The organism is Algibacter luteus (assembly GCF_900141715.1).
Taxonomy (GTDB): domain Bacteria; phylum Bacteroidota; class Bacteroidia; order Flavobacteriales; family Flavobacteriaceae; genus Arenitalea; species Arenitalea lutea.
On record NZ_FQYK01000004.1, the window covers coordinates 258050 to 271815 of the forward strand.

Here is a 13766-nt window from a genome sequence, read left to right on the forward strand (position 1 = left end):
ATACTATATTTGCCAAACTAAAATTTTAATAAATAAAAAAATCAAAAATAACTCAAATTTAAAAACAAGTAAAAATGAAAAAACAATATGTATTAATAGGCTTGATGGCATTGATAGTTCAATTTGCACAAGCACAGTTTACTTTAGATGGTGAATTTAGACCACGAACTGAATACAGAAACGGATTTGGTAGTTTAATTGCAGACGATGCCGATGCTGGATTTGGTATTTCTACAAGAGCACGCTTAAATGCTGGCTACAAAACAGAAGCTTACAAATTTTTCTTGAGCATGCAAGATGTAATGGTATGGGGTGAAAACAGACAAATTTTACCTTACGACCAAAACAACTCTTTTGCTATTTTTCAAGCATGGGCAGAAATTAATTTTGGTTCTGGTTGGTCTACAAAATTAGGACGTCAAATCCTTTCTTATGATGATCAACGTATTTTAGGTGGTTTAGATTGGGCACAACAAGGGCGTAATCATGATGCTGCTTTAATTAAATATCAAAAGGATAAATTCATTTTTGATTTAGCATTAGCTTTTAATCAAGATTACTCAAACCCAACAGGATTTGTTTCAGCTGGAACTGGATATAATACCACTGGTTTCTTTTCATATAAAACCATGCAATATGCTTATTTAAAGCAGTCTTGGGAAAGTTTTTCAGGAAGCTTATTACTTATGAACAATGGTTTTCAAGAGTTTGATACAAACAGCGACCCTGATGGTGTAAGTAATTTACAAACTTTAGGAACCCATTTAAATTATAAAAAAGGAAGTTTTGGTGCGGCACTTAATGCATTTATCCAAACCGGAAAGCGACAAGGTGAAGTAGATGTAAAAGGCGCTCATCTATTAGGTCTTGAATTAACCTATAAAGCATCTGCTAAAGTTGGATTAGGCGCTGGAGTTGAAATAATTAGTGGTAACGATGGTGGTGCTGGTGAGACTGGTGCATTCTTCCCATTATATGGTACCAACCATAAGTTTAATGGATTAATGGATTATTTCTATGTAGGTAATCACGCCAACTCCATAGGTTTAGTAGATATTCATGTTAGCGCTAATTTTAAATTAAGCGAAACGTCTAGCTTAATGGTAAAAGCATTAAACTTTAGCGGAGAGCAAGAACTTACTAGCGGTGAAAAATCATTAGGAACTGAAATCGATCTTGTGTTCAAGAAACAATTTAAAGGTTACGCTTTAGTTGCTGGATATTCTCAAATGTTTGCGAGCGATGGCATGTACGAGTTAAAAGGTATTGCTGAAAACGACGCTGCTAGCGGCCAAAATTGGGCATGGACGATGTTAGTTATAAAACCAAAATTTATAAACTAAATTAAATATTAGTGTTTTTCATCAGTGAATTGGATGTCATATTTATGCTATAATATGAGTTAGTTAAATGTCCAATTCTAAATGAATCCCGCCTAAGGTGGGATTCTTTTATTTTAAAGCGTTTTTACAATGAAGCTATTTCAATTTGATTATTCAATTTCAAATACATTTCTTACATTTAAGCAGTAAACAAAAAGTATGCTTAAAAAAGTTTTTGGAAGTGCCGTTTTTGGTGTCGAAGCCACTACGGTTACCGTTGAAGTGAACACAGACAAAGGTGTAGGATATCATTTAGTTGGATTACCAGATAACGCCATAAAAGAGAGTAATTTTAGAATTGCAGCCGCACTTCAGAATAATGGCTACCGAATTCCAGGTAAAAAGATTATTATAAATATGTCGCCAGCAGATTTACGAAAAGAAGGGTCTGCATACGATTTAACTTTAGCTATAGGAATTTTGGCTTCTTCAGATCAAATTAAAGCGGAAGATTTAGAAAAATATTTAATTATGGGCGAACTTTCTTTGGATGGAAGTTTGCAGCCCATAAAAGGCGCGTTACCCATAGCAGTTAAAGCAAGAGAAGAAGGATATAAAGGGTTTATATTACCTAGTCAGAATGCAAAAGAAGCGGCTATTGTAAATGATTTAGAAGTTTATGGAGTCGATAATATTAGACAGGTCATTGATTATTTTGATAAAGGAGAAGTGCTAGAACAAACCATCATAGATACCCGTAAAGAATTCGAGAAAAATTTAAATTATCCTGAGTTTGATTTTAGTGATGTAAAAGGGCAAGAAGGCATTAAACGATGCATGGAAATAGCAGCAGCAGGAGGGCATAACATTATTTTAATCGGACCTCCAGGAGCAGGAAAAACCATGTTAGCAAAACGATTGCCTAGTATTCTGCCGCCTATGACGCTGCATGAAGCTCTTGAGACTACAAAAATACATTCGGTTGTTGGGCGAGTTAAAGACACTGGACTTATAGCACAACGTCCTTTTAGAAGTCCGCATCATACCATTTCAAATGTGGCACTTGTTGGTGGCGGAAGTTATCCACAGCCAGGTGAGATATCTTTATCGCATAATGGTGTTTTATTTTTAGATGAATTGCCAGAATTTAAGCGAGAAGTTTTAGAAGTTATGCGTCAACCGCTCGAAGATCGAGAAGTCACCATTTCGCGGGCAAAATTCACAGTAACTTACCCGTCGTCATTTATGTTAGTAGCGAGTATGAATCCTAGTCCGGGAGGTTATTTTAACGATCCTGATGCTCCAGTAACTTCTAGTCCTGCTGAAATGCAACGTTATTTAAGTAAAATTTCTGGTCCGTTGCTGGATAGAATAGATATTCATATTGAAGTGACACCTGTACCTTTTGATAAATTGAGTGACGATAGAAAGGGTGAAACATCTGTAGAAATAAGAAAACGTGTTACTAAAGCAAGAGAAATTCAGACCAAACGATTCGAAGAATCTGAAACCGTGCACTATAATGCCCAAATGAATACCAAACAAATAAGAAAACACTGTGTTTTAGATGAAGGCTCGAAAGCACTTTTAAAAACCGCCATGGAACGCTTGAATTTATCAGCACGAGCTTATGATAGAATTTTGAAAGTTTCCAGAACTATAGCCGATTTAGAAGGTGCAGAAGCAGTAAATGGTTCACATATTAGTGAGGCTATTCAATATCGAAGTTTAGATAGAGAAGGGTGGTTGGGATAAAATGGAACATGATGAATAGGATTTTATTTTTGATAATTTTAGTTCTAGTTTTTGGTTGTAATAAGGTGAAAACTGAGAAGCATACCAATGATTTTAAAGATGTAAAAGAAATAATAAAATCTCCTATTCTAAATTTTGAGCAAGCCAATAAGTTAGCAGAATTGCCCCTAAACTGCATTAATATAGAATATCCTAATCGTTTATCGCAAACTTTAGGAAGTGATAAAGATTTAAAATCACCAATAGAATTACATCCAGCGTTTTATGGTTGTTTCGATTGGCATTCTGCCGTTCATGGTCATTGGAGTTTGGTAAGTCTATTAAAAACATATCCTAATCTTGATAAAGCCGATACTATTAAAAATCAACTTCTTCAAAATTTATCTAAAGAAAAAATTGATGCTGAAGTCGCTTATTTTGAAGGGAAACACAATAAAACTTTTGAGCGTACTTATGGTTGGGCTTGGTTGTTAAAATTAGCTGAAGAATTACACACATGGGATGACGAAATGGCGAGACAATTAGAACTGAATCTTCAACCGTTAACCAATTTAATTGTTCAAAAGTATATCGATTTTTTACCAAAATTAAACTATCCATTGCGAGTTGGCACACATAATAATACAGCATTTGGACTCTCTTTTGCTTACGATTACGCTGAAACTGTAAATCATGAAGTACTCAAGAATGCCATTAAGAATCGTGCTTCTTATTTCTATATGAATGATAAAAATTGCCCCATATCATGGGAACCTAGTGGAACCGATTTTTTATCACCTTGTTTGGAAGAAGCTGCTTTAATGAAACGCTTATTATCAGTTGATGACTATAAAGATTGGCTTAATGATTTTCTGCCGCAATTAAAGGACAAAAAATTTACTTTAGAAGTTGGTATAGTATCCGATAGGACAGACGGACATTTAGTACACTTAGATGGGGTTAATTTCTCTCGCGCATGGAATTTAAATAAAATAGCGGAAGGATTACCAGAATATAAACACTTACAAAATTTAGCAAACCAACATATTAATTATTCATTGCCAAGTATATTTGACGATGATTATATGGGAGGACATTGGTTAGGAAGTTTTGCTATTTACGCATTGAACTCTTCATCAAATTCGTTAAATTAGAAAGGTGAAAAATCTTGTTTTAGATATTAATGCTGATATAGGTGAAGGTATAGGAAATGAACATTTAATTATGCCTTATATCTCGTCTTGTAATATTGCTTGTGGTGGACATGCAGGCGATGAAGCCACGATGAAAGAAGTGGTTCAATTAGCAAAAAAGCATCAAGTGAAAATTGGTGCACATCCTTCATTTCCTGATAAGGTTAATTTTGGTAGAAAAGTAATGAATATGCCATGTGTAACTTTATACGCTTCCATAAAAACTCAAATAAAAAGCTTATTGGCTATATTAAATGAAGCCCATTTACCACTGCATCATGTAAAGCTGCATGGTGCTTTATATAATCAAGCTGCGATTGACAATAAAACGGCTAACACGGTGATAGAAGTTATGAAAAGTTTAATGCTTCCTGCTAAACTTTATGTGCCATATAATTCGGTAATTGCTAAATTAGCCATTGAGCAAGATATTCCTATAATGTACGAAGCGTTTGCAGATAGAAACTATAACGATGATTTAACCTTAGTTTCCAGAAATGAGCCAAATGCTTTAATTGAAGATTCCGATAAAATGTTTAATCATGTATTCGAAATGTTTTCAACTAAAAAAGTAAAAACAGTAACAGGTAATTATAAAACAATAAAAGCAGAAACATTTTGTGTTCATGGAGACCATCCTAATGCGCCAAAGTTGATTAAAAATTTAAGTGTACGATTAGCAGAAAAAGGCATAAAAGTTCGATAATTTATGGCTTTTAAACTTTCATATAAACCTTATGGTGAACAAGCTATATTAATTGAATGGCCCAATAAAATTCAAGATCATATGCTTTATGATGTGCTTGAGTTTAAAACAAGAATTGAATCTGGACTATCAGAAAGAGTAAAAGAGTCGCGATCTGCATATCAATCGCTTTTAATAGTTTACGAGGGAAAGGTTAACGATTTTGATACTGAAGTTGAATTATTAAAATCGATATATCAAACTTTAAATTCTTCGCAAAAAAAGAAACAATCGCGTTTATGGAAAATCCCGGTGTGTTATAGTTCTGAATTCGCTATTGATATTGAAAATTTAGCGGGTTCAATACGTATTCCAGCAAGCGAAATAATCAAACTACATACAGAACCCATCTATACTGTTTGTTTTATTGGGTTTTTACCCGGATTTCTTTATTTAAGTGGATTAAATGAAATTTTAAATACACCCAGAAAGGCAGCTCCTCGTTTAAAAGTAGAAAAAGGAGCAGTAGCCATAGGAGGGAACCAAACTGGTATTTATCCTCAAGAAAGTCCTGGAGGTTGGCATGTTATTGGGAACTCGCCTATTGAATTTTTTAACGCCGAAAAAACACCACCATGTTTTGCAAAAGCAGGAGACCAATTGAAATTTTACGAAGTTGATGTGAATCGCCATCAGCAAATAACACAAGAAATAACAAACCAAACGTATAGTCTAGAAAGCGAATTAGTAAATGATTAAAGTATTACAGGCAGGACTTTATTCCACAATTCAAGATTTAGGTCGACTAGGCTCACAGGAGTATGGTGTGCCTTATTCAGGTGTTATGGATAGGCAAGCAGCCGTATATGCTAATTCGCTGTTAGGTAATGACGTCAACAACGCTGTTTTAGAAATGAGTATTACAGGGGCAACATTGAAGTTTGAATGCGATACTTTAATCTGTATTTCAGGAGTAAATATGAATCCTATGCTAAATGATGTTACCATTCGAAATAATAAAGTTTTTAAAGTTTCAAAAAGTCATGTTTTATCGTTTGGGAAATTAGAAAGTGGCTATCGCAGTTATTTGGCAGTTTTAGGCGGATTTAAAACTGAAAAGATCTTAAATAGTAGAAGTATGTACCCAAATATCACAAAAGAGTCAAGAATTAAAAAGGGAGATGTTTTGCCAATAAATTCTTTAACTTCAAATTATAACATGCCGTATTCCAACCTTAGAATAGATTCTACTTACATTAATGAATCGACTTTAAATGTCTTCAAAGGGCCTGAGTTTGAAAAGCTATCAAACCATCAGCAAGAACAACTTTTAAACTCAAATTTTACCATTTCTAAAAATAATAATAGAATGGCTTATCAATTAGTAGAGTCTTTAGAAAATAATTTAAATGGTATAATTACTTCGGCTGTTTTACCAGGAACCGTTCAATTAACACCAGCTGGCAATTTAATTATTTTAATGCGCGATTGTCAAATAACAGGTGGTTATCCTAGAGTCTTGCAATTGGCAGAGTCTTCAATGAATAGTTTAGCACAAAAAGTAGTAGGACGAAGTATAAATTTCAAGCTAATCAGCGAGTTCTAAAGCTATTTCTATCATATCTTTAAAAGTGGTTTCTCGATCGCTCGCCGATGTTCTTTCACCCGTAACCAAAGAATCAGAAATGGTTAAAACCGATAGTGCCCGTACGTTATGCTTAGCAGCAATTGTGTATAATCCAGCCGTTTCCATTTCAACACAAAGCACACCAAATTTGGACCATTTTTTATAAGATTCGAAATCGTCGGCATAAAATTCATCAGAAGTAAAAACATTACCTGCTTTCAATGGAATATTTTTCATTTTGGCAGTTTCAACGGCTTTTTGAAATAACTCAAAATCTGCTGTTGGCGCATAATCTGCACCACCAAAGCGTTGTTCGTTAAGGCCTGAATTTGATGATGCCGCCATAGCTAAAACAATATCCCTTATTTTAACGTGTTTTTGATAAGATCCCGAACTGCCAACTCTAATTAGGTTTTTTACACCATATTCGGTTATTAACTCGTGGGCATAAATAGAAATAGAAGGTACACCCATACCTGTACCCATAACAGAAATAGGTTTTCCGTTGTAATTACCAGTAAAACCTAACATGCCTCGTACTTTATTGAAACAAAAAGGATTATCTAAAAATGTTTCTGCAATCCATTGCGCTCTTAAGGGATCGCCAGGTAGTAAAATGGTTTCTGCTATTTCTCCTTTTTTAGCTTCAATATGAATACTCATAATTATAAAATTAGTAATTTGAAATTGATTCTTCACCGTTAATTATGGCTATTCCAGAGGATGTTCCTAATCTGTTTACACCTAAATTAATAAACTTTAACGCCGTTTTCTGGTCTCGAATACCTCCCGAAGCTTTTATTTTTACACAACCTTTACAAACACTTTGCATGAGTTTAATATCATTTAAGGTAGCGCCTCCAGTACCAAATCCAGTAGATGTTTTAATAAAATCTGCGCCACTATGTATGGCTAATTCACTAGCTTTAATAATTTCAACCTCACTAAGATAGCAGGTTTCGAGAATAACTTTAAGCGTATTATTCGGTAATTCTATTTTTACTGCTTCAATATCTTTCCAAACGGCATCAAAGTCCTTGCTTTTTAAAAGACCTATATTTATTACCATATCAATTTCATCAGCACCATCTTTAATAGCTTTGGTGGTTTCAGCAACTTTAGCTTCTGTGCTCATAGCTCCTAATGGAAAGCCAACAACGGTACATACTTTTACATCGCTATCTTTTAGAGCTTTTTTAGCTAAACCCACATAGCAACTGTTAACACATACCGAAAAGAACTTGTATTGCTTTGCCTCTTCACATAAATTAATGATATCTTTTTTGGTGGCAGTTGGTTTTAATAGCGTGTGATCTATATAAGTATTTAAGGGTTCCATTTGTTTTAGTTTATATCAAGATAGTTTTTTAAGGTATAAATGTTTGGCTAATATTCATAATATTATTGCTTATATACTATGATTTTAATCAGTTAAAAAGTTTTGAAAAAATACAAATAACAAGTTAGGGAAACCTTTAGAATAAGCCAAGTTGAATTAAAAAACTAATAATAACCTGCTTATTAAAAAAAGCCATTTTGAAATCAGTCGATTTCAAATGGCTTTTTTATTGTAATTAACCAAATAATATAATATTACACTTGTTTGTTGGTGCTTATAGACTGATTATTGTTAGAGTTTAAAACAGTTTCAATATAATCCTTGTATACCTTGGTGTTTCTAATTTGTCGGCTACTGTATCCAGATTTAATAATACTCGAAGTATCTATTCTATCGGCACCAGCATCAATATATTTTAGAGCAATGTCTAAATCGTCAATGCCTCCCGAGGCTTCAATTTTAGCTCGGTCTCGTAAGGTTTTCTTTATAATTTTTACTGCTGTTAATGTAGCCCCACTTTTTGAAAAACCTGTTGACGTTTTAATTATATCTGCTTTGGCATCTAAGCATATTTCACATGCTTTAATAATTTCGTTTTTATTCAATTCTGAAATCTCAACAATAACCTTTAAAGGGGTTTTACCAATAGCACGTTTAACATCACTAATATCTTTTAAAACTGAAACATAGTTTCGGCTTTTCATGTACCCTAAATTTAGAACCATTTCAATTTCATCAGCTCCATCTTCTATGGCCTTTTCAGCTTCATATATTTTAGATTGCGTAGACATACTTCCCAGAGGAAACCCAATAGCTGTACACACTTTAGCATCAGAATCCAACAACAATTGTTTTGCTAAGGGCACGAATGAACTACTTACGCAAACACTGTAATAGTTGTTTTTATGTGCTGCATTACACAAATCAATAATTTCACGTTCGGTGGTTGTAGGTTTCAATAAAGTAAAGTCGATATAACTAGAAATATCCATAGGGTTTAGTAGGTTTTATGTGTTTAAAAATCAAATATTAAAGGGAATGTATACTCGATTTAAAATTGTTTTTATGTATAAATTTGGGACATACATAGAAGCTAAATTATTAATTTAAATGAAATCATTGATATAAAAACAACAATTTTAGATTAAATGCACATCATTATTTCTATAAACTAGATATACGGTAGAAAAGTATGTTCAGTTTATTATTTTTATGTTAAAATTAATTGAATTTCTGAGATAAGGTTATAAAAAGCCCCTTTTTACTGCGCGTATAACAGTAAAAAATAAAAAAAGCAACAATCATCTTTAATCAAAAATTCATGTTGCTTTTCAACTAACCAACCTACTAATAGACTCCAAGTGCAACTAAATGTTACATATAAGAGCTATTATATTTTAAAATTCTTCCGTAACCAAGTCTCCTTGATTTCTAAATACTAATTTATCATCAAATGCATCTAATAAAATGATACTATCGGTAGTAACTCTACCGGCAAGAATTTCTTTACTTAAAGCATTTAAAACTTCTTTCTGAATGACACGTTTTACAGGGCGCGCTCCATATTCAGGATTGTATCCTTTTTCTGCTAAATAAGCCACTGCTTCTGGGGTTGCATCAAACGTAATACCTTGTTGAGCTATCATTTTGGTAATACCTTTTATTTGTAACCCTACAATGTCAACAATGTTTTCTTTGCTTAATGGTGTGAACATGATGGTATCATCAATTCGGTTTAAAAACTCTGGTCTTACCGATTGCTTAAGAAGGGCTAAAACATCTACTTTTGCTGCTTCTATAGCCGAATCAATATCTTTCGTGGCATCAAAGCGTTCTTGGATAATCTGGCTTCCCATATTAGAAGTCATAATAATGATGGTGTTTTTAAAATCTGCAACACGACCTTTATTATCTGTTAAATGCCCTTCATCTAAAACTTGTAAAAGGATATTAAACGTATCTGGATGCGCTTTTTCAATTTCATCTAATAATACCACAGAATAAGGTTTTCTGCGAACTGCTTCGGTTAACTGTCCACCTTCATCATAACCCACATATCCTGGAGGTGCGCCCACTAATCTGCTTACCGCATGACGTTCTTGATACTCACTCATATCAATTCTAGTCATGGCATTTTCGTCATCAAAAAGATATTCTGCTAAAGCTTTAGCCAATTCAGTTTTACCAACACCTGTAGTTCCCAGGAACAAGAAGGTACCAATAGGTTTTTTAGGGTTTTGTAAACCTGCACGACTGCGTCTTACGGCATCACTTACAGCTTCAATAGCTTCTTCTTGACCCACAACACGTTTATGTAATTGATCTTCAAGTTTTAATAGCTTCTCACGTTCACTTTGTAGCATTTTAGTAACAGGAATTCCTGTCCATTTTGCAACAACTTCCGCAATATCATCATAGGTAACTTCCTCCTTAATTAATGAGGTTTCAGCGTGCTCTTGTAGTTTCAGTTGTAAGGCTTCAAGTTCTTCTTGAGCTTCTTTAATTTTTCCGTAACGTAGTTCGGCTACTTTACCGTAATCGCCTTCACGTTCGGCTTTTTCTGCTTCTAACTTAAAGTTTTCAATAGCCTGTTTTGTGTTTTGAATGTTATCAACAACTTCTTTTTCACTTTTCCACTTGGCATTTATTTCATTTCTAGATTCTTTTAGATTTGCTAAATCGGCACGTAAAGACTTTAATTTTGTTTCATCTTTTTCGCGTTTAATGGCTTCTATTTCAATCTCTAATTGCATAATTTTTCTATCCAAAACATCCAGTTCTTCTGGTTTAGAATTGATTTCCATTCGCAATTTAGATGCCGCTTCATCCATTAAGTCGATAGCCTTATCGGGTAAAAAACGATTGGTGATATAACGTTGAGATAACTCTACCGCACCAATAATCGCTTCGTCCTTTATTCGAACTTTATGATGCGTTTCATATTTCTCTTTAATACCTCTTAGTATGGAAACCGCACTTTCGGTATCAGGTTCATCCACCATTACCTTTTGGAAACGACGCTCTAAGGCTTTGTCTTTCTCAAAGTATTTTTGGTATTCGTCTAAAGTTGTGGCACCGATAGCGCGTAATTCTCCACGTGCTAATGCAGGTTTTAAGATATTTGCTGCATCCATGGCTCCTTGACCACCACCAGCTCCTACAAGTGTATGGATTTCGTCAATAAATAACACGATATCTCCATCGCTGGTTGTTACCTCTTTAATAACTGCTTTTAAACGCTCTTCAAACTCACCTTTATATTTAGCACCAGCAATAAGTGCACCCATATCTAGTGCGAAAATTTGCTTTTCTTTTAAATTTTCTGGAATATCGCCATCAATAATACGGTGCGCTAAACCTTCAGCAATGGCGGTTTTACCTGTTCCTGGTTCACCCACTAAAATAGGGTTGTTTTTTGTTCGACGAGATAAAATCTGAAGGATTCTTCTAATTTCCTCATCACGACCTATAACTGGGTCTAACTTGCCATCTTTTGCTAATTGGTTTAGGTTTTTAGCATACTTATTTAAAGCATTATAGGTTTCTTCTTGACTTTGTGAGGTTACATTTTCACCTTTACGAAGCTCTTCAATAGCAGCTTTAAGACCTTTTTCTGTTACACCTTGGTCTTTTAACATTTGAGCTATTTTGCTATTCGATTTAAAAACTGCTAGTAATAAATGCTCGATAGACACGAAATCATCTTTCATTTTTTTAGCAATAATAGCTGCTTCGTTTAAGCTTTTACCAGCTTCACGAGATAACATAAGTTCCCCACCTGAAACTTTTGAAAAGCTTTCAAGTTGTTTATCTAACGCTTGTTCTAAAATATTAACGTTTACATTTAATTTTTTTAAAAGAAACGGTAATACGTTTTCATCAACCTCGAAAATACCTTTAAAAATGTGTTCATTTTCAATTTGTTGATGCCCGAAGCCCTGAGCAATTTGTTGCGCTTGCTGTATGGCTTCTTGCGATTTAATTGTATAATTGTTTAAGTTCATAGTATTATTTTCTTTTTCTTTTCAACTGGTATAAGTCAAGAATCTTACCAATACATATAACTGGACAAAATGACTGTAATGACTACTTTTTAAATGACTTTTTGTCGGTTTTTGCTTCGTTTTACATAATTACTTTGTAATGTATGGATTATGTATGGGTAACTTATTAGCATCAAAGTAAGTGATAAATTACATTTGGAATTCTAAAAACTTATATATGCGCTCATTTTTTACTTTGTTAGTTTTACTATCGTTATCAATGCTTTTAGAGGCTCAATCTGTTCAAGACGACTTTGAAGGCAGTGGAACCATTACTTCATGGTACGGAGATAATTGTAACATGAATATTAATTACACGAATCCTTATTCTGAGGGCATTAATACATCGAGTACCGTGATGGAGTATCATGATGTAGGCGGGCCATATGCTAATGTGCAATTTGATATTAATAGTAATTATGATTTAACTACAAAGAATTCATTTAGTCTAAAAATTTATGTACCATCAAGTGGCTTAACAGGAAATCAAACCAATCAAATTTCACTTAAACTACAGGATAAAAATCTAGCACAACCTTGGTCTACACAAAGTGAAATTATAAAACCAATTCAATTAGATCGATGGCAAGAAGTTGTTTTCGATTTTGAGAATGATACTTACATTAATTTAGATGGTAATTCTCCAGCTCCTATTGAAAGAACAGATTTTAACAGAGTTGTGATTCAAGTTAACGGAGAGAATAATACTGATTATGTTTTAGCATATATTGATGATCTTCTTTATTTTAACACAGAATCTAGTGCTCCCATATATGATAATTTGGTTTGGTCAGATGAATTTGATGGTACAGGGGCCATAGATGGAGCAAATTGGTATCATCAAACACAACTTATTGCAGGAAATAGTTGGGCTAATGGAGAAGTACAACATTATACAAACCGAGAAGCAAATTCATACGTGAGTAACGGTACATTAAAAATAAAAGCGATAAAGGAAACTTATACAGATCAAGGGCATCAAAAAGAATACACCTCGGCAAGATTAAATTCAAAATTTGCTTTTAAATATGGTAGAGTAGAGGTTCGTGCAAAATTACCATCAGTTGCTGGCACATGGCCTGCAATTTGGTTACTAGGAAAAAACATTAATGAAGATGGTACTTATTGGGATAATGAAGGTTTTGATACAGATAGCTGGCCATTTTGCGGTGAAATTGATATTATGGAGCCTAATGTTGCTAAAACACAAACATTAGCTACATGGCATTGGGATATTGGCTCGGGATATCAATACAATTCAAACAGCGTACCATTGGCGAATACAGATGCCTCACAAAATTTTCATGATTATGTATTAGAATGGAGTCCCGATACTATGAAAATTTATATCGACAATACATTAGTGAATCAAATGCCAACAGTAAACCCATTTAACGAAGAATTTTTCGTGTTGCTTAATGTTGCTATGGGTGGCAGTTTAGGCGGACCGATTGCTGGTAGTTTTACCAGTGATATTATGGAAATTGATTATGTAAGAGTTTATCAAGAAAGTAGTTTATCTACTTCAAAAGCAAAAAATAACACCTTTAAGTTTTATCCAAACCCAGTTGAAAATAAATTCAATATAGAGTTTGCTCAAATTAATAACAATAAGGTATTGGTTGAAATTATTGATTTTAATGGACGAATCATTAATCAATCAGAATATATAAATAATGGTTTGAAGCTTACCTATGATACTCGTGCTTTAAATACTGGTTTCTATTTTATGAATCTTATATATGATGACGGCTCAAAAAGCGTAATGAAATTTATAAAGCAATAATATTTGTAAGTTTTTATTAAAAGTGCGACATTTAGTC

11 protein-coding genes are annotated in these 13766 nt (G+C 33.7%); 7 read left to right on the forward strand and 4 right to left on the reverse strand.

Annotation, left to right across the window (positions count from 1 at the left end; translation table 11 throughout):
• The first annotated feature begins 74 nt into the window (after positions 1–74).
• The 6 genes from BUA46_RS09600 (at position 75) to BUA46_RS09625 (ending at position 6540) form a co-directional block, all read left to right on the forward strand.
• Complete coding sequence (locus tag BUA46_RS09600; protein WP_019386472.1) at positions 75–1343, forward strand: alginate export family protein; 1269 nt, start codon at positions 75–77, stop codon at positions 1341–1343.
• Positions 1344–1541: 198 nt separating this feature from the next.
• A complete protein-coding gene (locus tag BUA46_RS09605) occupies positions 1542–3077 on the forward strand; it encodes a YifB family Mg chelatase-like AAA ATPase (RefSeq protein ID WP_019386471.1) in 1536 nt (511 codons plus the stop codon).
• A gap of 11 nt (positions 3078–3088) precedes the next feature.
• Positions 3089–4210 carry a DUF2891 domain-containing protein gene (locus BUA46_RS09610; protein WP_019386470.1) on the forward strand — a complete coding sequence of 374 codons (1122 nt, stop codon included), beginning with the start codon at positions 3089–3091 and terminating at the stop codon, positions 4208–4210.
• A gap of 4 nt (positions 4211–4214) precedes the next feature.
• The gene (pxpA, locus tag BUA46_RS09615) at positions 4215–4955 is read left to right on the forward strand and encodes a 5-oxoprolinase subunit PxpA (protein ID WP_019386469.1); all 741 of its coding nucleotides are present in this window, start codon (positions 4215–4217) and stop codon (positions 4953–4955) included.
• Between the two features lie 3 nt (positions 4956–4958).
• A complete protein-coding gene (gene pxpB / locus BUA46_RS09620; RefSeq protein ID WP_019386468.1) occupies positions 4959–5693 on the forward strand; it encodes a 5-oxoprolinase subunit PxpB in 735 nt (244 codons plus the stop codon).
• Entirely contained in the window at positions 5686–6540 is an 855-nt protein-coding gene (locus tag BUA46_RS09625; RefSeq protein WP_019386467.1) for a 5-oxoprolinase subunit C family protein, read from the forward strand. The genes pxpB and BUA46_RS09625 overlap by 8 nt, the downstream gene beginning before the upstream one ends.
• Here BUA46_RS09625 and deoD read toward each other — a convergent pair.
• The 4 genes from deoD to clpB all read right to left on the reverse strand — a co-directional run bounded on the left by deoD (position 6523) and on the right by clpB (position 11904).
• A complete protein-coding gene (gene deoD, locus BUA46_RS09630) occupies positions 6523–7224 on the reverse strand; it encodes a purine-nucleoside phosphorylase (RefSeq protein ID WP_019386466.1) in 702 nt (233 codons plus the stop codon). The two genes, BUA46_RS09625 and deoD, sit on opposite strands and share 18 nt — an antisense overlap.
• 10 nt (positions 7225–7234) lie before the next feature.
• Positions 7235–7900: a deoxyribose-phosphate aldolase gene (gene deoC / locus BUA46_RS09635; RefSeq protein WP_019386465.1), complete on the reverse strand. Its 666-nt coding sequence runs from the start codon at positions 7898–7900 to the stop codon at positions 7235–7237.
• A gap of 254 nt (positions 7901–8154) precedes the next feature.
• Positions 8155–8892, reverse strand: coding sequence for a deoxyribose-phosphate aldolase (gene deoC / locus BUA46_RS09640; RefSeq protein ID WP_019386464.1), 738 nt, complete (start codon positions 8890–8892; stop codon positions 8155–8157).
• Between the two features lie 405 nt (positions 8893–9297).
• On the reverse strand, positions 9298–11904 hold the full coding sequence (gene clpB, locus BUA46_RS09645) for an ATP-dependent chaperone ClpB (RefSeq protein WP_019386463.1): 2607 nt from the start codon (positions 11902–11904) through the stop codon (positions 9298–9300).
• A gap of 217 nt (positions 11905–12121) precedes the next feature.
• Here clpB and BUA46_RS09650 point away from each other — a divergent pair, with 217 nt between their 5' ends.
• Positions 12122–13729, forward strand: coding sequence for a glycoside hydrolase family 16 protein (locus BUA46_RS09650; protein ID WP_026009925.1), 1608 nt, complete (start codon positions 12122–12124; stop codon positions 13727–13729).
• The last annotated feature ends 37 nt before the right edge of the window (positions 13730–13766 follow it).